At 72.0% G+C, this 21,267-nt stretch carries 18 protein-coding genes; 14 read left to right on the plus strand and 4 right to left on the minus strand.

Features of this window, described 5'->3' with window-relative positions:
* Positions 1-15 precede the first annotated feature (15 nt).
* The 9 genes from H4W81_RS07285 (at position 16) to H4W81_RS07325 (ending at position 7,020) form a co-directional block, all read left to right on the plus strand.
* Positions 16-411 (plus strand): phage holin family protein, encoded by a 396-nt coding sequence (locus tag H4W81_RS07285; protein WP_192774077.1) that lies wholly within the window; start codon positions 16-18, stop codon positions 409-411.
* The gene (locus H4W81_RS07290) at positions 408-1,118 is read left to right on the plus strand and encodes a DUF3618 domain-containing protein (RefSeq protein WP_192774078.1); all 711 of its coding nucleotides are present in this window, start codon (positions 408-410) and stop codon (positions 1,116-1,118) included. The genes H4W81_RS07285 and H4W81_RS07290 overlap by 4 nt, the downstream gene beginning before the upstream one ends.
* Before the next feature lie 4 nt (positions 1,119-1,122).
* Positions 1,123-2,016 carry a YihY/virulence factor BrkB family protein gene (locus H4W81_RS07295; RefSeq protein ID WP_192774079.1) on the plus strand — a complete coding sequence of 298 codons (894 nt, stop codon included), beginning with the start codon at positions 1,123-1,125 and terminating at the stop codon, positions 2,014-2,016.
* On the plus strand, positions 2,013-2,357 hold the full coding sequence (locus tag H4W81_RS07300; RefSeq protein WP_192774080.1) for a hypothetical protein: 345 nt from the start codon (positions 2,013-2,015) through the stop codon (positions 2,355-2,357). Before H4W81_RS07295 ends, H4W81_RS07300 begins: the two co-directional genes overlap by 4 nt.
* A gap of 34 nt (positions 2,358-2,391) precedes the next feature.
* On the plus strand, positions 2,392-3,105 hold the full coding sequence (locus tag H4W81_RS07305; protein WP_192774081.1) for a DUF1838 family protein: 714 nt from the start codon (positions 2,392-2,394) through the stop codon (positions 3,103-3,105).
* A 17-nt stretch (positions 3,106-3,122) separates the two neighbouring features.
* Positions 3,123-3,623 (plus strand): MaoC family dehydratase, encoded by a 501-nt coding sequence (locus tag H4W81_RS07310; protein ID WP_318781582.1) that lies wholly within the window; start codon positions 3,123-3,125, stop codon positions 3,621-3,623.
* Between the two features lie 426 nt (positions 3,624-4,049).
* Positions 4,050-5,198, plus strand: a complete 1,149-nt coding sequence (locus tag H4W81_RS07315) for an acyl-CoA dehydrogenase family protein (RefSeq protein WP_192774082.1) — start codon at positions 4,050-4,052, stop codon at positions 5,196-5,198.
* Positions 5,195-5,596 (plus strand): HIT family protein, encoded by a 402-nt coding sequence (locus H4W81_RS07320; protein ID WP_318781583.1) that lies wholly within the window; start codon positions 5,195-5,197, stop codon positions 5,594-5,596. Before H4W81_RS07315 ends, H4W81_RS07320 begins: the two co-directional genes overlap by 4 nt.
* 245 nt (positions 5,597-5,841) lie before the next feature.
* Positions 5,842-7,020 (plus strand): sensor histidine kinase, encoded by a 1,179-nt coding sequence (locus H4W81_RS07325; protein WP_192774084.1) that lies wholly within the window; start codon positions 5,842-5,844, stop codon positions 7,018-7,020.
* On the opposite strand, the gene H4W81_RS07330 is transcribed toward H4W81_RS07325, so the two are convergent.
* The 4 genes from H4W81_RS07330 to H4W81_RS07345 are packed head-to-tail and all read right to left on the minus strand — an operon-like array spanning position 6,980 to position 16,432.
* Entirely contained in the window at positions 6,980-7,981 is a 1,002-nt protein-coding gene (locus tag H4W81_RS07330; RefSeq protein ID WP_192774085.1) for a hypothetical protein, read from the minus strand. The two genes, H4W81_RS07325 and H4W81_RS07330, sit on opposite strands and share 41 nt — an antisense overlap.
* Positions 7,978-13,368: a hypothetical protein gene (locus H4W81_RS07335; protein WP_192774086.1), complete on the minus strand. Its 5,391-nt coding sequence runs from the start codon at positions 13,366-13,368 to the stop codon at positions 7,978-7,980. The genes H4W81_RS07330 and H4W81_RS07335 overlap by 4 nt, the downstream gene beginning before the upstream one ends.
* Positions 13,365-15,341 (minus strand): CHAT domain-containing protein, encoded by a 1,977-nt coding sequence (locus H4W81_RS07340; protein WP_192774087.1) that lies wholly within the window; start codon positions 15,339-15,341, stop codon positions 13,365-13,367. Before H4W81_RS07340 ends, H4W81_RS07335 begins: the two co-directional genes overlap by 4 nt.
* Positions 15,338-16,432, minus strand: a complete 1,095-nt coding sequence (locus H4W81_RS07345) for a M48 family metalloprotease (RefSeq protein ID WP_192774088.1) — start codon at positions 16,430-16,432, stop codon at positions 15,338-15,340. Before H4W81_RS07345 ends, H4W81_RS07340 begins: the two co-directional genes overlap by 4 nt.
* 89 nt (positions 16,433-16,521) lie before the next feature.
* Here H4W81_RS07345 and H4W81_RS07350 point away from each other — a divergent pair, with 89 nt between their 5' ends.
* From H4W81_RS07350 to H4W81_RS07370, 5 genes are all read left to right on the plus strand, one after another.
* A complete protein-coding gene (locus tag H4W81_RS07350) occupies positions 16,522-17,259 on the plus strand; it encodes a LytR/AlgR family response regulator transcription factor (protein WP_192774089.1) in 738 nt (245 codons plus the stop codon).
* A gap of 31 nt (positions 17,260-17,290) precedes the next feature.
* Positions 17,291-17,632, plus strand: a complete 342-nt coding sequence (locus H4W81_RS07355; RefSeq protein ID WP_225958497.1) for a hypothetical protein — start codon at positions 17,291-17,293, stop codon at positions 17,630-17,632.
* The gene (locus H4W81_RS07360) at positions 17,629-19,119 is read left to right on the plus strand and encodes a sodium/solute symporter (RefSeq protein ID WP_192774091.1); all 1,491 of its coding nucleotides are present in this window, start codon (positions 17,629-17,631) and stop codon (positions 19,117-19,119) included. The genes H4W81_RS07355 and H4W81_RS07360 overlap by 4 nt, the downstream gene beginning before the upstream one ends.
* Before the next feature lie 208 nt (positions 19,120-19,327).
* Positions 19,328-19,618: a DUF485 domain-containing protein gene (locus tag H4W81_RS07365; RefSeq protein WP_192774092.1), complete on the plus strand. Its 291-nt coding sequence runs from the start codon at positions 19,328-19,330 to the stop codon at positions 19,616-19,618.
* Positions 19,615-21,216, plus strand: a complete 1,602-nt coding sequence (locus tag H4W81_RS07370; protein ID WP_318781585.1) for a solute symporter family protein — start codon at positions 19,615-19,617, stop codon at positions 21,214-21,216. Before H4W81_RS07365 ends, H4W81_RS07370 begins: the two co-directional genes overlap by 4 nt.
* Positions 21,217-21,267: the final 51 nt, after the last annotated feature.

The following is a 21,267-nucleotide window of genomic DNA, read 5'->3' on the forward strand; positions in this document are numbered from 1 at the left end:
GTAGTCGCCATACCCATGAACTCCAAGCAGGGCCTGTCCACGGCTGAGCTCGTCAGCGATCTGTCCGCACAGCTCTCGCAGCTCGTGCGCAGCGAGATGCGCCTGGCTCGCCTGGAACTGGCCGAGAAGGGCAAGCGGGCAGGGTTCGGGGCCGGCCTGTTCGGCGGCGCGGGCGTCGTGGCCTTCTACGGCGGCGCGGCTCTGGTGGCCGCCGTCATCCTGCTGTTGTCATCCGTGCTGCCGGCCTGGGCCGCGGCCGGAATCGTGGCAGGCGTCTTGCTCGTGCTTGCCGCCGTTCTTGGTCTCATCGGTAAGAAGCAGGTCAAAAAGGCGACGCCACCGACACCCGAAGCGGCGATCGAGAGCGTCAAGACCGACATCGACGTGGTGAAAGAGAGGGCACGACGATGACCGAGAGCGATCCTGGCTTCAGTCAGTCACACGCGGGCGACGTGGGGTCGCGCCGGGCCACCGTGGGCGAGCCGACCGATCACGAGTCCATCAACGTCCCGCCGACCCTGGCGGGCGCGGTGCAGAACGCGCGAGACGCGCAGGAGGCCCGCGCACCGCACGAGGAGTTCGTGCCCGAGGGACCGGTGCCCGACGAGCGGGTCGGCTCCGGTGAGGTCCACCAGCCGCCGGAGATCCCCGGCTCGGGGAAGACCCACCGCCCTGGCCGTACTCCGGGCCGGACGGCCGCCTCGCAGGAGGCCGAGGACCCGCGGGAGACGGCGGGCTTCGTGGAGGGCGCGGGACGCGGCGCCCCCCGCCCGGTGACCAGGCGCTCACACGGCGCCGCGGGTTCGACGTCGGCAGGGACCACAGCGGCTTTCGAGGAGGAGCAGGTGCGCAAGGACATCACCGAGACCCGCAAGGAGATCGGCGACACGGTCGAGGCCATGGTGAACAAGGCGGATGTGAAGGGCAGGGCCACCGAGGTCGCGGGCGCGGCCAAGGACAAGGTCGCCGCCGTCGCCGAGAAGATGCCCGACCAGGTGAAGGAGGCGGCCGACAAGGTCGGCGCCGAGGCGAAGCGCAGGCCCGCGCTCATGATCGCGGCCGCTGGGGCGGTGGCGCTGCTCGTGATCCGCAGGATGATGAGGCGGAGCCGGAAGTAGGCGCATGTGGTGGGGCGCGCTCAGCAGGGCGTTCGCCGAGTTCAGGCATGACAGCGTGCAGGACTGGGCGGCCGCCCTCACGTACTACGGGGTTCTGTCGATCTTCCCCGCGCTCATCGTGCTGGTGTCCCTGCTGGGTATGGTCGGGCGTGACGACGCGGCGGCGGTCATCGGCAGCATCGCGGTGCTCGCTCCGGCGGAGGTGCGCGACCTGCTGGTCCAGGGGCTGGCAGGGGTGCGCAGCACCGGCGCGGGCGTGCTGGCGATCGTCGGCCTGCTCGTCGCGCTCTGGTCGGCCTCCGGCTACATCGCGGCCTTCGTCCGCGCCGCCAACGCGATCTACGACATCGAGGAGGGGCGGCCGTTCTGGAAGCTGACCCCGCTCAGGCTCGGCCTGACCCTGCTGGTCATGGTGCTGCTGGCCGCGGGGGCGATCGCGGTCACCCTCACGGGCAGGGTGGCCGAGGTCGCGGGCAGCAGGCTGAGCCTCAGCGACCCCCTCGTCACGCTCTGGGACATCGTCAAGTGGCCGGTCCTCGCCCTCATCGCCGCCGGGCTGATCATGGTTCTCTACTGGGCGGCGCCGAACGTGCGGCAGCCGGGCCTGCGCTGGATCACGCCGGGAGGGCTGCTGGCGGTGGTGCTGTGGGTGCTGGTCTCCGCCGGCTTCGCGCTGTACGTCGCCAATTTCGGCTCCTACAACAAGACGTATGGCACGCTCGCCGCGGTCGTGGTGTTCCTCGTGTGGCTGTGGCTGTCGAACATGGCCCTGCTGTTCGGCGCCGAGTTCGACGCCGAGCTGATCAGGGGCAAGCGCATGGCCGAGGGCCACCCCGCCGACGTCGAGCCGTACGCGGTGCCGAGAGATCCACCCAAGCCCGATACGCTGCTGGGATGACTCGTCGCGCGATGGTGACCCCGATGCTGGCACTGGGCCTGGCCCTGGCCGGCTGCGGAGGGGGCACGGCCGTCAGCGACCTCGGCAAGGTCGTCGAGGGCGCCCCCGGCGCTACCACTCCTGTCGAGGTCGGCAAGGGGCAGCGCTTCTCGCTGTCGCTCACCGAGGGCGAGTGGGACCTCAAGGCGGTGCCCGACGCCAAGGTGGCCTCCTTCATCAGCGAGGAGCACCTCGACGGCCGCACCTACTTCGTCTTCAACGCCAAGCACCCGGGCACCACGCGCGTCGACGTCACGGGCAGGGGAGAGGCGAGTTTCTCGATCACGGTGAAGAACTCCTAGCGACGGGCGGGCCCGTCATGAGTAGGGTGCGCCCATGAGCGATCTCCGAGACTTCATGCGAGTGCGGGCCAGCGCCGACGGCGCCGAGACGGTGACCTGGTGGACGGGCGACGTCTACGCCTACGGGCTCGACGAAGGACCGCACCACCTGTTCGGGTTCGAGGGCGTCAACGTGGCGAGGGCGCTCGAGCGCGACGGCGGCTGGGAGCTGCTGACCAAAGAGGCGGCGGCCTACCTCGACCCGGCCTCGCGCGACCCCCTCGACACTTGGGACAACCCCTTCACCGGCCGGCGCGTGGACGTTCAGCACGTCTACAACGACCCCGTCAACCAGCGGCTGCGCGGCTTCCAGGTGCCTGCCACCCGCATGGGCGACACGGTCGTGCTCAACACCGACATCCTGCTCGCCTACCCCTCCCCGCTGAAGGTGGCCGACTACCCAGAGAACTCCTTCAGCGACACCTACCGGGCGATGGAGCTGTTCCAGTTCTTCGCATCCGCCGCCGCGCTCGAGGGCGACGCGCCGTCGGTGCCGAGCACGCTGTCGTGGTGCAGGGTCTCGCCCTGGCTGCCGTGGATGGCGATGGGCCAGCGGCCCGGCGCGCTGGTCTACCACTGCAGGGGCGCCAAGGTCGGCGAGGTGCCCGGCAACCTGGAGGCGCTGTTCGGGCCGCTCAACGCGCCTGCCGAGTGGAGCGCGCCCAACCAGACGAGCTGGACGACGTTCGTTGACCGAAGAAAGTTCTGATAGTTAGCCTTGCCCAGGTGACGCTTGGCAGGTACTACGAGGACTTCACCGTCGGCGACGTCTACCAGCACCCGCTGGGCAGGACGATCAGCGAGGCGGACAACACCTGGTTCACGTTGCTGACGATGAACACCAACCAGAACCACTTCAACGCGCACTTCGCGGCCAGAGCCCCGGCCGGGAAGATCATCGTGAACTCCGGCCTCTCGGTGGCGATCGTGCTCGGCCTCTCGGTGATCGACGTCAGCCAGAACGCGATGATGAACCTCGGCTGGGAGGAGATCAGGCTCACCCACCCGGTCTTCATCGGCGACACCCTCTACGCCGAGTCGAAGGTGCTCGCCAAGCGCGAGTCGGGGTCGCGGCCGTACGCGGGCATCGTCACCTGCGCCACCCGCGGCCTCAACCAGGACGGCGACGAGGTCATGTCCTGGCGCAGGACCGTCATGGTCTACAAGCGCGACGCGCCGCACGACAAGGGTTACTTTCCCGCCGCGAAGAACGGACCCATGTGGTGACTCCTCCGCTCCCTGAAGAGAGCGGCTTCTCGCTAAGCCGCTTCCGCAGCGTCGCGAAGGGCAAGCCCTGCCCTGAGGATGTTGATCGCCGCGTTCACGTCGGCGTGCGGAACTTGAACGACCTACGCACGGATCTGCCGGCCGTGCTCGCTTGCCTTGGCACGATCTGGTTCCTCAAGGATGTTCTTCGCCCGCTCGACGAGGACCGGACGGCGATACTTCGGGCTCCACACGAGGTGGTATGCCGCGCCAGGGGAGGTGCGCACCCGAGGAGTCACACCATCATCATGACGCTGGCATGTGTCCAGCGCACAGAAAACGGAGACCTCTGATGTGCAGACCGGCCAGGTCACTGCAGGCTCGGGACTTGACGGTCCTCCCGATTCCCCCGTCGCCCCACGGCGACGGTCCCCTCGGGAGGAACTGATGGACTTCGAGCTCAACGAGGACCAGCAGCTGTTCCGCGCCACCCTGCGGGAGTTCGTCGACAAGGAGATCGTGCCCGTCGCCGCCGAGTGGGAGCGCTCGGGGCGCTATCCCACGGAGATCGTCGAACGGTTCAAGGAGCTCGGGCTCTTCGGCATGACGATCCCCGCCCAGTACGGCGGGCTCGACCTCGACCGCGTCTCCTACGCGCTGGTCTTCGAGGAGATCGCGCGCGGCTGGATGGGCGTGGCGGGGGTGCTCGGCTCCCACTCGCTGTCGGCCTGGATGATCAACCAGTACGGCACGCAGGACCAGAAGGAGCGCTACCTGCCCGAGCTGGCCAGCGGCGCCCGCCGTACCGGCATCGCGCTGACCGAGCCGGGGGCGGGCACCGACCTGCAGGGCATCCAGACTCGCGCCGAGCGCGACGGCGACCACTACGTGATCAACGGCACCAAGACGTGGATCACCAACGCCCGCCACGCCGACCCCATGCCGGTGCTGGTGAAGACCTCCGACGAGACGCCCGCCCACAGGGGCCTGTCGATGCTGCTGGTCGAGGCGGGCACGCCCGGCTACACCGTCAGCCGCGACCTGCCCAAGCTGGGCTACAAGGGCACCGAGACCTGCGAGATCGCCCTGCAGGACGTGCGCGTGCACAGGGACCAGCTGCTCGGCGGCGTCGAGGGGCGCGGCATGCAGCAGGCGCTGTCGGCGCTCGAGCTGGGCAGGGTCAACATCGCCGCCAGGGCGGTCGGCGTCTCGCAGTGCGCCTTCGACGCCGCGCTCGCCTACGCCGGGCAGCGCGAGGCGTTCGGCAGGCCGATCGGCGACTTCCAGGCCATCCAGCTCAAGCTCGCCGACATGGCCACCGAGATCCAGGCGGCCAGGCTCATGACGTACTGGGCGGCGTCCAGGTCGGCCAAGGCGGAGGCGGCCATGGCCAAGTACTTCGCCTCGGAGGTCGCGCTGCGGGTGACGATGGAGGCCATGCGGGTACACGGCGGCTACGGCTACTCGCAGGAGTTCGTGCTGGAACGGCTCTACCGCGACGCGCCGCTCATGGCGATCGGCGAGGGCACCAACGACGTGCAGCGCATGGTGATCGCCAGAGACCTGCTGAAGGGAGCGGTTAAGGTCGGGTGGTGAGCTGTCTGTTCTGCGAGATCGTGTCAGGGGAGCGACCCGCCTTCGTGGTCACCTCCGACGAGGTGGCGCTCTCCTTCCTCGACGCCAGGCCGGTGTTCAAGGGCCACCTCCTGGTCGTGCCGCGCGCGCACGTGGAGACGCTGACCGACCTCGACGGCGTCGGCCCGTTCTTCGAGCGCGTCCAGCACCTGGCGGGAGCGGTCGAGAAGGGGCTGGAGGCGGCGGGCACGTTCGTGGCGATGAACAACCGCGTCAGCCAGAGCGTCCCGCACCTGCACGTCCACATCGTGCCGCGCAACAAGAAGGACGGGCTGCGTGGCTTCTTCTGGCCACGCACCAGATACGACTCCGACGAGGAGGCCGAGGCGTACGCCGCGGCGATCAGGCGAACCAGCTGAGCCACTGGCCGTGCGGCCCGGCGAAGGCCAGCGGCCTGCCGTCCAGGACCAGCGCCATCACCGCCCGGTCGGCGGGCGGCGGGTACGGCAGGCGCACCCACGGCTGCCGGTCGGGCCCCTCGTTGGCCCACCGTGCGGGCCGACAAACCGCTCAACTGGCGGCTGGCGTCCTCGACCGCTACGCGAACCGCTCGTAGCGCCGTGCGAGATCGTTCACGCCCGCAGCATAGGGGTAGGCTCCGCCCGTGGAACCCGTGGTCGTCGTGCTGCTCCTGGCCCTCATCGTCGGCGGCCCCGCGCTCGTGCTGTGGCGCGTGCTGCGGGGCAGGCGCGAGCTGGGCGCGGGCCCCGCGGAGCGGGCGACGTTCGAGACCCTGCACACCGCCTCGCTGGCGGCGCCTCCGCTACGGGCAGGGCTGAGCGAGGAGGGCGCGCAGAAGGCCTCGCGGCACCTGCGCGAGCTGCTCGGCTCGCCCGCCATCGCGATCACCGACGGCGAGCGGCTGCTGGTCTACGACGGCGCGGGCGAGCACCACGCGGCCGAGGCGTTCGGGCACGCGGCGGGCACCCTCAAGGACGGCCGCACCCAGGTCCTGAACCTCGACTGCGACCTGCTCGAATGCCCGATCAGGCACGCCGTGGTGGTGCCGCTCACCACCGACGACAGGGTGGTCGGCTCGCTGGCCGCCTACGGGCAGGAGACCTCCGCCGGGCTCGTCAGGGCCGCCCAGGAGGTGGCCCGCTGGGTCGACTCCCAGCTGGAGCTGGCCGAGCTCGACCGCAGCCGCACCCTGCTGATGGAGGCCGAGGTGCGGGCGCTGCGCGCGCAGATCTCCCCTCACTTCATCTACAACTCGCTGACCACCATCGCCAGCTTCGTCCGCACCGACCCCGAGCGGGCCCGCGAGCTGCTGCTGGAGTTCGCCGACTTCACCCGCTACAGCTTCCGCAGGCACGGCGACTTCACCACCCTGGCCGAGGAGCTGCGCTCCATCGACCGCTACCTGATCCTGGAGCGGGCCCGCTTCGGCGACCACCTGCGGGTCACGCTGCGCATCGCGCCGGAGGTGCTGCCCGTCGCGGTGCCGTTCCTGTGCCTGCAACCCCTGGTCGAGAACGCGGTACGGCACGGCCTCGAATCCAAGAACGGCGTCGGCCGCATCGCGATCGTCGCCGAGGACGCCGGCGCCGAATGCCACATCAGCGTCGAGGACGACGGCCTCGGCATGGACCCCGAGCACCTGCGCCGCATCCTCGCCGGAGACGTCTCCACCGAGAGCGGCGTGGGCCTGGCCAACGTCGACGAGCGGCTGCGCCAGGTCTACGGCGACGAGTACGGCCTGGTCGTGGAGACCGCGGAGGGCGCCGGCACCAAGGTCAACATCAGGGTGCCGAAGTACCACCCCGGCGTCTCGGCCCGCTGACCAGGTCCTCCAGCCGCAGCCCCTTCAGCTCGGGCGAGTCGCGGGAGACCATCCTGGCCGCCAGCCGCTCCACCGGCACGACGCCGAGCGGCCTGGCCGCGTCGATCTCGTCACGGATCAGCATCGCCACCCGCCGCTGGTCCTTGGGCACCAGGTCGGGCGAGGTCCACGCCTTCACGATCGCCTCGGTCCTGATCGCGTTCATCGACTCGGCGTTGCCGTGCAGGCCGTCCTCGACCGCCCGCCTGATCAGGTGCTCCAGCTCGGGCGTGATCGGGTCGTCGCGCTCCTCGCGGCACTCCACGCGCAGGACCAGGTAGTCGAGGAGCACCGGCCGGCCGTCCGCGCGGAGCCGGCCGTCGACGATCTCCAGCTTTCCCGGCGGCGCTGGGGCATCGAGCACCACCAGATGCCCCGCCTGCACGGGCCTGCCGCCGCCGCCCGGAGCCACCATGCTCCAGTGCACGCCCAGCCTCGGCTGGTCGCCCGTCGCCTCCAGCACCGCCTCCAGTCCCTCGGACATCTTCTCCGCGATGGTGGCCGCGGTCGCCAGCGGCGGGCCCACCAGGCCCGCCAGCTTCCCCAGCACCTGGACGGCGGCGCCCAGCGGCCCCTGCTGCGTGGCCTGGTAGAGGCCCGCCTCGACGGTCACGACCCCTCCGTTGTACGGCACCAGCGGCGACACCTGCAGGTCGAGGTGGACGCCCGGCGTGGACCACGCGGGAGTGCTGACCGCCTTGAACCCGACGGGCTGGGTGCCGAGGAAGTTGAGGGTGAGCCCGCCGTGCACCGCGGGGAAGTGGTCGTTCCCCCACGACCTGCGCTGCGCGAGGAACCCCTCGGCCAGCCACAGCCGCACGTACCCTTCGCGGGGGAGCAGCGGCCTGGACCCCGGGTCGGGGATGAACTCCAGGTGCGTGTGGTCGGCTCTGGCGCTGAACCACTGGGAGAGACGGCTCATCGAACCTCCGCGTCGTCGGTGGGCAGGAACAGGATCAGATCGCACAGCACCTCGGGACCGGCATTGATGATCTCACGCAGGTGCCCTTGCAACGCGAGCAGCCTCCTGGCGTCGATCACGTCGCCCTTGCGGAGGATCGGCCAGGTCGCGCACGCGCCGATCACCCGGGCCGCGACGTCGTCGGGCAGGGGCGGCACGACGAGCGCGGCGGGCGTGCCGCTCTCGCAGACGGTCCTGGCCATGGCCACGAACCCGGCCCGCTGGTCGCCGAGCGGCTCGGGCGGTCCGTCGACGGGCTCGGCCTGGAAGACCTGGAAGACCGGGTACGGCTCCGCCCCGACCAGCCGCTCGCGCGCCTTCGACATGGACGGATGCTGCTCGGTGAGGCGCAGGCGGGGTCCGTCGGCGGTGCCCACGAGCGCGCCGACCCAGAGCAGCCGGTGCGGAGACACGGCCTGCCCCGAGGGCTCGAGATGCCTGGGACCCTCGTAGCGGCCCGTCGTCGCCCGCGCGACCGACGCCGCCCGGTGGACCGAGCGGAACAGCGCGGGAAGCTGATCGGCGGGGAGATGTCCGAACAGCCGGAACTCCAGGCCGTCCGCGTCGAGGTCGCGTCCCGACCTGAGCCTGACGGCCTTCACCCTCGCGCTGATCCGCGCCTCGCCCGCCGCCGTCCGCACGGTGGAGGCCCGCGACGGCGCCGGCCACCTCGGGACGCCCCGCCCCCACGCCGGGCCCCGCCATGCCCCTGACCCGTGCCGGAGGAGGACGGTGGAGGTCTCGCCGACGTCGGCGGTCATCGCGGTGGCCGGCACGCCGCTCCAGTAGAGCGCGCAGGCCCCCGCGACCAGGGCGGCTCCGGCCAGGACGGCGGCCGCGCCGAGGCCGCTCATGGCCTGGGGGACGAGCACGAAGGCCGCGACCGTGGCCACCGCGACGATCGCCGTCACCACTCCGGCCCCGACGAGGCCCGATGCCTGCCCGGCCGGGGCCGCTTCCGCCTGTTGCGGGCTCCCATGGACCTGCGGCCACGGCTTGTAGGGCTGCGGCTGCAATGGCGGCGGCTGCTCGGAAGGCCACGGGGGGAGATCCCACTGCGGGGTTTGCGGCTGTGGAGATGGCGGTTGCGGGGATTGCCGCTGCGGGCTTTGGCGCTGTGGAGACGGCTCCCTGGAGCTGGGGAGGGTGAGCTCGGGCAGCTCCGCGTCCTCGGACGTCCAGGGCAGGCGGCTCAGCGCGGCCGTTCGCACCGTCCAGCCGCCCGGCAGGGGATGTGACGGCACCCCGCCGCTCGCCTCCAGTGTCCGACCCGAGCGGATCGCGGCCATCGTGGCGAGCAGCTCGGCCTGCCGTCCGAGCACCGAGTCGCGGCCGAGCAGCAGGGCCGCCTCGGTCAGTAGCCGCGCCGCCTGCCCGGGGAAGCGCAGCGCCAGCACCTCGGCCCGGGTCAGCAGCGCGCGCCCGCGCACCCAGCCGAGGCGGGGCTCGAGCGGATCCGGCGGCTCTGTGGGCGCGTCGAGACCCAGGGTCAGGTGGTCGGCCTCCTCCGCGACCCTGCGCAGGAGCGCGGGCGGAATGCCTTCCTCTGAGCGCGGCGGGGGCCGGAAGCCGTCCCGGAGCGAATTCAGATCCTGGCAGCGCCACCAGCCGTACCAGGAGCCGGCCTCGGTGATCGAGTGGGGCTGCTCGCCCTCCACCAGCGTCAGTGTCAGCCACGCCGCCGCCCGGCACACCGGCGAGCCGCGCAGCGCCAACTCCCTGATGCCCGGGTAGTGGCGCAGATCCCGGTCCCTGCGGCAGACCATGAGCAGCGCGAGCTGGCACTCCTCCACCGTCGAGGGATCGTCTCCGGCGGTCAGCGCCTCCTGGAGGCGGGCGTGCAGAACGGCCGTCGCCTCGTCGTACTGCCCGAGCCACACCCAGCTCTCGGCCAGTCCGACCGCCAGCGGCCGGACGTGCCCGTGCACCCACGCGCTCCGGCCCCGCCACAGCGGGTACCTGGCGGCGGTCAGAGTCCTCAGCTGCTCCTCGCTCATCCTGCCGCGCGCCTGGAGGACGAGCAGAGCGAGAGAGAGCCACCTGTCACCATCCACGGACGTGGGCGCCCCCGCCGCTTCCAGCATCGGAAGCGCAACCCCATCACCCTTCGACCCGCTCTCTCGACGCCCGCTCGCTGCCTCGCTCTCCCGGCGCCCGCCCGCTGCCTCGCTCTCGTGTCGCTCGCTGGATGGTGTGCTTTCGCGTTGCCTGTCCGCTGGCTCGGGCTCGTGTGGCTCATCGGCCGGTGTGCTGTGGCGCCGATCGTCGGTCGGCCCGTCCCCTGGGGTGGTGAGGTCGATGAGGAGGCTGATCAGCTGGGCGCGCGCTCGGGCGTCGCAGCCCGGCGGGTAGTCGGCGGACACGGGGGAGGGGCTCGGCTGCTCCACGCCCTGGACCGCCTCCACGGCAAGGGCGGCCAGCGCTGGAGGGTCGAAGGCCGCTTCGGGACCGGCCTGGGCGAGGAGAGCGGCCTGACCGTAGGCGAGGGACCGGACGGCGGGGTCCGCGCTCGCCCCGGCGACAATGACGAGATCCTGGACGCGCAGCTCACGCCAGGACTCGTCGAGCATCCACCGATCCACCGCGGCGACGATCGATCCCGCGAGGGCCCCGATCGACCCCGCCAAGGTCGCGGTCGAGCTCCCGACATCCGCACTCGACCCCGCGAAGTTCTCGGTCGACCCCGAAGAGGGCGCGGTCGGCTCTGCGAGGTTCGGGTTCGGGGGTGGTGAGGCGGTGGCTGGCCTCGCGATCGGGCTTGTGGTGTGGGCCGTCACGATCCTGTGCAGCTCGGCGGGGAAGTCGATGTCCTGTTCGCCGGCGGACACCAGGCCGAGCAGGGCGCGGTCGCGCTGGGCGGGGTTGCCGAAGCGCAGGACGTGCCGCCACAGCGCTGCCACGCCCCCGCCACCGGTCTGGACGCGGGTGGCCGCCTGGGTGGACAGCACCGCCGCCAGAACCTCCCGCAGCCCAGCGAGCACACTCCCGCGTGACTCGGCGCCATCCTCTTGGCCGATCCGGTCCCCTCGCCCGGTGTGGTCGTCCCGCTCGGCGGCGCTCTCTCGCCTGTCATCCTCCCGTCGCCCCGTGGGGCCTCTTCGTTCGGTGGCGCTCCATCTGGAGGTTCGGGTGCGCACGGGCTCGGCGGGGGTCGTTTGGGTGGGCAGCGCCTGCGTCGCCTCGAAGTCCGATGGCGAGCCCGCACCCTCGGATGGCGAGCCCGCACCTTCGGACGGGTCACTCTCGCCCGCTTCGCCCCTGCGCGGGTCGTTGTCGCCCGCGACGTCCCCACGAGAGACGGTGGTGCGGCGGTCGTCCCCTGGTGAGCTGGGTGAGCGGTCGCCGGCGGAGCGGCCGGCTTCCGCAGGGGCGTCGACTGCGCCGGGGGCGGCCGATCGGCGGTCATGGGTGCGTGGGTCGTTCAGGTGGTCAGGTGTGCGGCGATCGGGCAGGTCGGTGCCGGCGGAGGGGCTGCGGGCGAGGAGGCGGTCGGCGGTGTCGGTGAGGTCGGCGGCGGCGCGGGCCGTGACGTGCTCGGCCCACCCCCACGCCTGCTCGGCCACCACCCGGTCCTCCACCTCCCGCCACAGCACGATCGCCTCGGCCGCGGGCAGCAGGCGGAGCGCCGGCAGCAGCGTCGCGAGCGGCACCTCGGCGACCGATTCCGCGCCGGTGACGAGCCCGGCGGCGGTACGGCCCAGGCGCCGGCCGTCCACCGGAAAACGATCGGGGTCGGCGGCGGTCACGGCGCGCAGGCGGGCGCACAGGTGCTCCTCCAGCTCCACCACGGCAGGACGCCCGTCGGGCGTGTGGGCGCGCACGCGAGCCCACTCCTGGGCGGCCAGCCCGCTCAGGACGGCGTCGGCGTCCACGCCGAGGGCGGCGAACTCCGCCCCCGCCAGCGTCCTGTCGAGGGTGCCGAGCTCGGCGGCCACGCCCAGGCAGCGCACCAGCGCCGGGTCGTGGAGCCGGCCGATCACGCGGCGCTCGACGTAGGGATCGCCGACGTCGGTGACCAGCGCCGAAGGGTCGAGTGACGGCTCAGCGAGCACCCAGTCGGTGTAGACCGCCAGGTCGAACGGGTTGTAGCCCTCGTCGCCCGCCGCGCGCGCCAGCACCGCGGAGGTGAAGCGCCGCGGCAGGTCCCGGGCGGTCAGGTAGCGCTCGGCCTCGGCCCTGGTGAACCCGCCGACGGGCAGCACCCGCAGGTACGGCCGCGGCCGCAGCAGCGGACCCGACGGCGCGTCCAGGGGCGGCGGCACCAGCCACCGCCGCCCGGCCAGCACCACGCGCACGGACGGCACCAGCGCGTGCAGCCGTTCCAGCAGCGAGAACGTCATGTCGATGCCCGGCGCGGGCTCGCCGGACGGGTAGAGCTTGGCCAGTTCCTCGCAGGTGTCGAGCACCAGCGTGACGTCCAGGTCGAGTGTGGTCAGCAGGTCGGCGAAGGCGGCCACCATCCGCTCCAGCAGCGGCCGCGCCCGTGTCTCCAGCCGGTACGGCCTGGCCAGCTCCTCGTGCAGCTCCTCCACCGCGTCGAGGAAGCGCCGGTAGGCCGCCTCGCCCGCCCTGCTGCCCACCCAGCCGAGCAGGTCGACGGCGAGCGCCGTGAACATCTCGCCGGGACGGGTCTCGGGATAGCGGGGGTCGAGATGGTCGAAGTCGACCCTGGCCGTGGTGATCCTGGTGGCCAGGTGCCTGATGAGCATGGTCTTGCCCGCGCCGCCCGCGCCGAGCAGGTGCACCGCCCAGTCGGGCCCGCCCACGACCTGCTCCTCGAGCTCACTCCTGGGCTGGTAGTGGCGCAGGTGGTGGGCGTCCTCGGCCTCGCGGGTGGCCCGTGCGAGGCGCCAGGCCGCCCGGCGCGCCGACCCGGCGAGATGGCCGCCCAGCACCTCGGCCAGCGCCTCGGCGGTCGCCACAAGAGTCGCCGCCGCGGGCAGCCGTCCCGCCTCGACGCGGTCGGAGACCTCGCGCAGCAGCCGCAGGCCCGTGGGGTCCTCCGCGTAGACGGCGGCGACGGCGAACCATTCGTGATCTACCCTGTAAAGGCGCTTGGTCAGGTACCGCAGCTCGCGCCGGAGGATGCCGCCGTGCTCACGGCGAAGGTAGCCGCCGAGCTCGGCCCTGACGCTTTCGCGCACCCAGAAGGCCCGCTCCTGGCCGCCGTCGCCGAGGAGCAGCATGGTGCTCTCGACCAGCTCGTCGGGGACGTCTCCCAGTCCGGCCCGCCTGGCGAGCGACTCCGTCCACTGCGGCACCAGCGCCAGCCTGGCCAGCGTCTCGGCCGGGTAGGCGGCGAAGCGCTGGGCGCGCAGCCGTTCGAGCTCCTCGCGCAGCCCGGTCACGGCGCGAGCCTGTTCAGCTCGGCGTAGGCGCGCCAGGCGGCCTCGTCGTCGTGGGAGAGGAAGATCTTCGCCGAGGCCAGCGCGTGCGCGACGAGGTAGAGCTCGTAGTCGACCATCGCGGGCCGCCCCTCCAGCGTGCTGAACGCCTCGCGCAGCATCTCCCTGTCGTGGCCGGGGGCCGCGACCCACACCTTCTTGTAGCGGTCCTGCTCGTGCCAGGGCTGCAGCAGGACCCACTGGTAGCCGAGCGTGGCCTCGTCCTCGGGCAGCGCGGCGAGCGGGACGAACCGGTAGGCGGCCATGCCCGCCCGCTCGGCCTTGAACAGGCCCAGCTCGACGCTCTCGGCGGTCGTGGCGATCACGGGGGCGGGCCGTTCGGGCGGGCCGAGGCCGCTGGGCGTGAGCAGGTCGAGCAGGCCGGGCGGCCGGCCCGAGATCCAGCCCAGCGCGCCGTCCCACAGGTGCAGGCCCTCGGCCAGGACGACGGCGCGGGTGTGCGGGCCGAACGGCTCGCCCAGCGCCTGCGCCGCCCGCGCGAACGACGACAGGTCCTCGGCGAGCGACTCGCGCAGGTCGTCCACGTCGAGAGGGTCGGGGGAGGTGGAGAACGCGGCGATCGCCTTGCGCAGGCCGCGCCGTACGGCCGACTGGGGGGCGTCGGCGGGTAGGGCGGCGTGGACGGTCTCCAGCGGGGGAGCGGGCAGCGACAGGCGCTCGCAGGTGTCGACCACGGCCTGCAGCACCTGGGCGGCGACCTGCCGTAAGGAGTGCGGCGCCGTGGGGTGGGCACGCGGGGCCAGCAGCAGCGGGACGTGACCGTCGTGCAGCAGCCTGAAGCCGATCTCGCGCAGCAGCCTGGTGGCGCCGAGCCTGCGGAAGTCGCCCTCGGCGCAGGCGACCAGCAGCGCCCTGCGCGCGCTGAACAGCGCGTCCACCTCGTCGAAGAGGCTGCGGCGGCCGATGTAGAGGGGCTGCTGGGCCAGTTCGAGCTGCTCGGCCATCCGCAGCAGCGCGCGGGCGGGGGCCGGGTCGACGGGCCGGAAGGCCGGGGGCAGCGAGGCGGCGGTGTAGACGGTCGGCCTGGCCCAGTCGTCGCCGTCGGCGGGATCCCGCTCGCCCATCAGCGCGGCCCTGCGGCCGTGGGCTGCGGCCTCGGCGACGCCGTCGCCGTTGAGCAGCGCCCGCACCAGGCGTTTGGAGAACAGGCGGCAGGCGGGCTCGGCGATCTCGCCGTCCATCGCCACCACGATCGGCACGCCCGCCGCGATCAGTGAGGCGGCCAGCGACGCGGGTGACAGGCGGGCGGTGTGGCAGACGCTCAGCACGACGGCGATCGGCGGGCGTCCTCCCGCCAGCAGCGCGCCGACCAGCTGGTCGGGCGCGGCCATGGCGCCCGCCAGCTCGACCAGCACCCTGCCGTCCTCGTCGGGCCTGCCGTGGGCGACCAGGTGGACGAGATCGGGCTCGAAGGCGGCGCAGCGGCGGGCCAGTCCGTCGAGGGTCAGCCCGTCGGCGACCCTGGCCAGCGCCAGCCCCGCGGACTCGCACTCGCGCAGCAGCCCGAGGAACATCGCGCCGGGCAGGATGACCTGCTCGGTCAGCTTGGCCCCCGAGGCGAACAGCACCCTGGGCGCCCCTCTGACCTCGGGTGGCGGGCCGGCGCCCGAGGGCACCAGCCTGGTGACGGCGACGAGCAGGCCGGGGTTGGCGCCGAGGGGGTGCGCGCCGTCGTGCATCGCCTCCCACATGTGGTCCTGCAGTTCGGCGGGCAGGTCGAGGGCCAGCTCGACGCCTCTTCCCGCGTTGGCCGCCAGCACGCGCGGCCACAGCGGGCCGAGGAGCGCGGCGAACAGCGCCTTGCCGTACTCGTGCGGCGGCGCGCCGAGCGCGGGGAGCGGGCCGAGCGGGCGGGCGCCCACGGGGGTGGTGACCAGGCCGTCGGCCACTCTGACGACCACGCGGGGCAGCGTCACAGCAGCCTCCTGGTGAGTTCGCCGGTCAGCTCGCGAAGGGAGGGGGCGGAGGGGGCGGCGCCCATCGTGCCGTCGGGGCCGCACCGCGGCAGCTTCTCCAGCAGCCTGGCGTGCACGCCGGCCGGGTCCGAGGGGAAGGCGGCCACCCCCGCGGCGACCAGTGTCCTGGCGGCGGCGCGCGAGCGCACCTTGGTGATGGCGGCGTCGTCCGCGGCCAGCGCGGCGGTCCAGCGACGGGCGAGGTCCTCGTTGAAGCCCTGCCCGAGCTCGCGCAGCGGGCGGCCGTCGACCTGGAGGTCGAGCATCCCCGAGGACGAGGGGTCGGCGAGCAGGGTCAGGCGCTCGGCGGGCGGCGGGTAGTAGAGCGTGTCGACGCTCAGCCCGTGCTGCAGCTCCTCCACCATCCACGTGGCCGCGCCGCCGACCATCAGCACCGAGTAGGCGTCGGCGAACATCTCGTCGGCCCAGTCGCCCGCCAGGAGCCTGGCGTCGTAGGTCAGGCCCAGGTCGTGCAGGACGAGGTGGCCGGTCTCGTGCGCGGCCACCACCAGCCACCACGCCTCCGTCGCCGCCCAGGCGGGCAGCGAGATCACCGGGATCGGCAGTTCCCGCACCAGCTCGTCGACCAGATCCCTCGGCACGTCCCCGCGGGGTGTGGCGAAGGCGTCGAACATCGGGTCGAGGTACGGCAGCGGGCCGGCGGGCGGGCGCCTGCCCAGCACGTCGAACGGCTGCCACCAGCAGCTGCGCACCACCTCGTCGGCCGCCGCGAGCACGGGGCCGCGCAGCGGGTCGAGCCGCTGGTCGTATTTGGGGACGTACCACTCGAACAGCCGCTTGACGGTCGACAGGCTCGCGTCCAGATGGAAGCAGCGCGCGTAGGCCGCCTCCGAGGTCGTGCCCGTCACGGCGAGCAGTTGCTCCCTGATGCCGGTGAGCATGCCGTCCAGGATCTCCCGAAGCACCTCGAAGTGGTGGCCGAACCGGCGGAATCGCCCGTCGGCGGCGCGGGCGGCCAGCCACCGGGAGATCTCTTCGCGCAGCAGGTCGGCGGCGGTGAGGGAGCGATCCACTCGGTTCTGCACGCGCACGCAGAAACCATACTCGGCTGTGATCCGGGCGTGACAGGCTTGACGCCTCATGTCTGTTTCATCACTCTCAACGATGGAAGGGGAGAGCCGTGAACGGGCTGCGGGTGCTTGCGGTGGACGACGAGCTTCCCGCGCTCGAAGACCTGTCGTACCTGCTTCGAGCCGACCCGCGGATAGGCGAGGTGTCCACCGCCCGGGACGGCGCCGCCGCGCTGCGGCTGCTCGACCGGGCCATCGCCGAGGGACGGCCGATCGACGCGGTCTTCCTCGACATCAGGATGCGCGGGCTCGACGGCGTCGTGCTCGGCCGGCTGCTGTCGCAGTTCGCCAACCCGCCCCGGGTCGTCTTCGTGACCGCCTACGAGGAGCACGCGGTCGACGCCTTCGAGATCAAGGCCGAGGACTACCTGCTCAAGCCGGTACGGCCGGAACGGCTCGCCGAGGCGATCAGGCGGGTGTGCGTCTCGGCCGACGTGCCCGTCGAGAGCGCGGAGTCCGACACGATCCCGGTCGAGCTGGGCGGCGTGACCCGGTTCGTCTCCACCGCCGACGTGATCTACGTGGAGGCGCAGGGCGACTACGCCCGCCTGCACACCGCCGCGGGCAGCCACCTGGTCCGCATCCCGCTGGCCACGCTGGAGGAGCGTTGGGCCTCCTCGGGCTTCGTGCGCGTGCACCGAAGCCATCTGGTCGCGGTCAGGCACATCGAGGAGCTGCACATCGACTCGGGGCGCTGCACGGTCAGGGTCGGCGACACCGAGATCCCGGTCAGCCGCCGCCACACCCGCGAGCTTCGCGACCTGCTGTTGCGCAGGGAGAGGCGGTGAACGCCGGATGACCAGGCGCAGAGTCACTGTCATGAGCCCGCGCACCGCCGCCGCGCGCCGGCCCCGCTACCCGGTCAGCAGGGAGATCGACGAGCAGACCCGCCTCGGCGAGGTCTACATGCGCTCGCTGCTGCGCACCCAGTTCCGGCTGGCGTTGTTCGTGTGCACCGTGCTGGCCTGCGTGGTGCTCGGCCTTCCGCTGCTGTTCCTGCTCGTGCCCGAGCTGCGCGCGGTGGAGCTGGCCGGGGTGCCGCTGCCGTGGGCGGTGCTGGCGGGGCTGATCTACCCGCTGTTCGTGGCCGGGGCCTGGCTCTACGTACGGCAGGCCGAGCGCAACGAGCGCCACTTCGAGGACCTGGTCGAGCGGCAATGAGCGTGGCCGCCGTCGTCATCGTGGTGGTCGCGGCGATCCTGATCGGCGCGTTCGGCCTGCGCCTGTCGCGCACGACCTCCGACTTCTACGTGGCCTCCCGTACGGTCACCCCGCTGTGGAACGCCTCGGCCATCGGCGGTGAGTACCTGTCGGCCGCCTCCTTCCTCGGCATCGCGGGCCTCATCCTCACCCACGGCGCCGACATGCTGTGGTTGCCCGTCGGCTGGACCGGCGGCTACCTGGTGCTGCTGGTGCTGGTCTCGGCGCCGCTGCGCCGCTCAGGCGCCTACACGCTGCCCGACTTCGCCGAGTCGCGCCTGGAGTCGATGGCCGTGCGCAGGACGGCCAGCGTGCTCGTGGTGCTCATCGGCTGGTTCTACCTGATGCCGCAGTTCCAGAGCGCGGGCATCGTGCTGCGGGCGATCACGGGGGCGCCCGGCTGGGTGGGCGGGCTGCTCGTCGCCGTGGTGGTCGCGGTCAACGTGCTGTCGGGCGGGATGCGGTCGATCACGTTCGTGCAGGCCTTCCAGTACTGGCTCAAGCTCACCGCGCTCGCCGTCCCGCTGGTCTTCCTGCTGATGGCCTGGCGGTCGGGCGGCGCGCCGGGGCTGTCGGAGCACGACATGACGCACTGGCAGCTGCCGCTGTCCAGCGCGAAGGAGTACGGCCTCTACTCCACCTACTCGCTGATCCTTGCCACCTTTCTCGGCACGATGGGCCTGCCGCACGTGCTGGTGCGCTTCTACACCAACCCCGACGGGCGGGCCGCGCGCCGTACGACGCTGGTGGTGCTGTCGCTGCTGGGCGCTTTCTACCTGCTGCCGGCGATCTACGGCTGGCTGGGCCGGATCTACGCGCCGGACGTGGCGGGCACCGACGCGGTCGTGCTGACGCTGCCCGGCAGGGTGATCGGCGGCACCCTCGGCGACGTGCTCACCGCCCTGGTCACCGCGGGCGCGTTCGCCGCGTTCCTGTCGACCTCCTCGGGGCTGACGGTCTCGGTGGCGGGCGTGATCGCGCAGGACCTGTTCGGCGGCGGCGCGGTGCGCGCCTTCCGCCTGGCGACGCTGCTGGCCGTGGCCGTGCCGCTGGGGCTGGCGGTGTGGGCCAGGTCGCTGCCGGTCGCCGACGTGGTCGGCCTCGCCTTCGCCGTGGCCGCCTCGTCGTTCTGCCCGCTGCTCGTGCTGGGCATCTGGTGGCGCAGGCTGTCGTCTGCGGGGGCGCTCGCGGGGCTGTTCGTGGGCGGAGGGCTGGCGTGCGCGGCGGTGATGGCGCAGATCACCGGCGGGCCGTACGGCGGGCTCGTGGGCGCGCTCCTGGCCCAGCCAGCGGCCTGGACGGTGCCGATCGCCTTCTTCGTCATGGTCGTGGCGTCCTTCCTGACCCCGCACCGCGTGCCCGCGGGGGTGGCGAGGACGATGGTCCGCCTGCACACTCCCGAGACGCTCAACCTCGACCGGGGCGACTGGCGCTCCCGCTCGTCCTGAAGGGCGGGGACCGCTCACCGCGCAAATCGGACCTTTCATCGCACGTTCTCTTCAGCTGACCGCCACGCCGAGGCGGCTCACCGAACCGGCGGACCGACCCCCTCCACGGAGGGTAGTTTGCGCTCTTACCTTGTGCGTGATCCGCATCACATCCCGGAGGGCTTGAGCTGTGACTACCAGAGAACATGACTCTTCTGTCTACGAACAGATGCAGGCCAGCAGTGAGTTCCAGGAGCTCAGGCGGCGCTTCAGGGCGTGGACGTTCCCGATGACCGCGGCCTTCCTCGGCTGGTACCTGCTGTACGTGGTCTTGTCCGGCTGGGCGCGCGACTTCATGGGCATCAAGGTCCTTGGCAACATCAACATCGCGCTCATCCTCGGGCTGCTGCAGTTCGTCTCGACCTTCTGGATCGCATGGGCCTACGCCAGGCACATGGAGAAGAAGCTCGACCCCATCGCCGACAAGCTCCGCCACGAGGTCGAGGAGCAGGCCAAGTGACTCTCTCCGCCGTCCTCTTCCTCGTCTTCGTCGTCGCCACGCTCGGCATCACCTTCTGGGCCAGCCGTCAGACCAAGACCGCCGCCGACTACTACGCGGGCGGCCGCTCCTTCACCGGTTTCCAGAACGGCCTGGCCATCGGCGGCGACTACATGTCGGCCGCCTCGTTCCTGGGCATCGCCGGCATCATCGCGCTGTCGGGCTACGACGGCTTCCTCTACTCCATCGGCTTCCTGGTGGCCTGGCTGGTCGCGCTGCTGCTGGTGGCTGAGCTCATGCGCAACTCCGGCAAGTTCACGATGGCCGACGTGCTGGCCTTCAGGATGAGCCCGCGTCCCGTCCGCACCGCCGCGGGCGTCTCGACGATCGTCGTCAGCATTTTCTACCTGCTGGCCCAGATGGTCGGCGCGGGCGCGCTGGTCGGCCTGCTGCTCGGCGTCACCGACCCCGCCCAGAAGAACCTGGTCATCGTGGGCGTCGGCGTCCTCATGATCATCTATGTGGTCGTGGGCGGCATGAAGGGCACCACCTGGGTGCAGATCGTCAAGGCGGTCCTGCTGATGGGCGGCGCGGCCCTGGTCACGCTGCTGGTGCTGGGCAAGTTCGGCTTCAACCTGTCGGCCCTGCTCGGCGACGCCGCCGCGCAGAGCGGCAAGGGCGAGGCCTTCCTCAAGCCGGGCCAGAAGTACGGCACCGAGGCGCAGGGCCTGGCCGGCAAGCTCGACCTGATCAGCCTCGGCCTCGCGCTCGTCCTCGGCACCGCGGGCCTGCCGCACATCCTGATCCGCTTCTACACCGTCCCGACCGCCAAGGACGCCCGCAAGTCGGTGCTGTGGGGGATCGGCATCATCGGCACCTTCTACCTGCTGACCCTCGTCCTCGGCTTCGGCGCCGCCGCCGTGGTCGGGACGAAGGCCATCACCGCGGGGGACAAGGCGGGCAACACCGCGGCCCCCATGCTGGCCCAGCGGATCGGCGAGGACATCTTCGGCCCCGTCGGCGGCACGATCCTGCTCGCCCTCATCGGCGCCGTGGCCTTCGCCACGATCCTCGCGGTGGTGGCGGGTCTCACCCTCGCCTCCTCCTCCAGCTTCGCCCACGACCTGTACGCCCACGTGTTCAGGCGCGGCACCGCCACCGAGCGGCAGGAGGTCGTGGTCGCCAGGGTGTCGGCGTTCGTCATCGGCGCGGCCTCCATCGGCCTCGGCATCCTGGCCCAGGGGCAGAACGTCGCCTTCCTGGTGGCGCTGGCCTTCGCGGTGGCCGCCTCGGGCAACCTGCCGGCGATCCTCTACAGCCTGTTCTGGAAGAGGTTCAACACCGCGGGCGCGGTGTCGGCCATCTACGGCGGTCTGGTCTCCGCCCTCATCCTGGTGATCTTCTCGCCGGTGGTGTCGGGCTCGGCGACCGCGCTGTTCAAGGACGCGAACTTCGCCTGGTTCCCGCTGTCGAACCCGGGCCTGATCTCCATCCCGCTCGGCTTCTTCTTCGGCTGGCTCGGCACCGTGCTGAGCAAGGAGTACAACGCGGAGAAGTACGCCGAGATCGAGGTCCGCTCGCTGACCGGCGTCGGCGCCGAGCAGGCCACCAAGCACTGATCCCGCGCGACCCGAAGGGCCAGGCTCGCAGAGCCTGGCCCTTCGCCGTGT

It is taken from the genome of Nonomuraea africana (genome assembly GCF_014873535.1).
GTDB classification, from domain to species: Bacteria; Actinomycetota; Actinomycetes; order Streptosporangiales; family Streptosporangiaceae; genus Nonomuraea; species Nonomuraea africana.

Coding starts and splice junctions, on each gene's coding strand:
- H4W81_RS07330 (WP_192774085.1), bottom strand. CDS start 7,981: ATGAGCCGTCTCTCCCAGTGGTTCAGCGCCAGAGCCGACCACACGCAC.
- H4W81_RS07295 (WP_192774079.1), top strand. CDS start 1,123: ATGTGGTGGGGCGCGCTCAGCAGGGCGTTCGCCGAGTTCAGGCATGAC.
- H4W81_RS07360 (WP_192774091.1), top strand. CDS start 17,629: ATGAGCGTGGCCGCCGTCGTCATCGTGGTGGTCGCGGCGATCCTGATC.
- H4W81_RS07300 (WP_192774080.1), top strand. CDS start 2,013: ATGACTCGTCGCGCGATGGTGACCCCGATGCTGGCACTGGGCCTGGCC.
- H4W81_RS07365 (WP_192774092.1), top strand. CDS start 19,328: ATGCAGGCCAGCAGTGAGTTCCAGGAGCTCAGGCGGCGCTTCAGGGCG.
- H4W81_RS07285 (WP_192774077.1), top strand. CDS start 16: ATGAACTCCAAGCAGGGCCTGTCCACGGCTGAGCTCGTCAGCGATCTG.
- H4W81_RS07315 (WP_192774082.1), top strand. CDS start 4,050: ATGGACTTCGAGCTCAACGAGGACCAGCAGCTGTTCCGCGCCACCCTG.
- H4W81_RS07355 (WP_225958497.1), top strand. CDS start 17,291: ATGAGCCCGCGCACCGCCGCCGCGCGCCGGCCCCGCTACCCGGTCAGC.
- H4W81_RS07305 (WP_192774081.1), top strand. CDS start 2,392: ATGAGCGATCTCCGAGACTTCATGCGAGTGCGGGCCAGCGCCGACGGC.
- H4W81_RS07290 (WP_192774078.1), top strand. CDS start 408: ATGACCGAGAGCGATCCTGGCTTCAGTCAGTCACACGCGGGCGACGTG.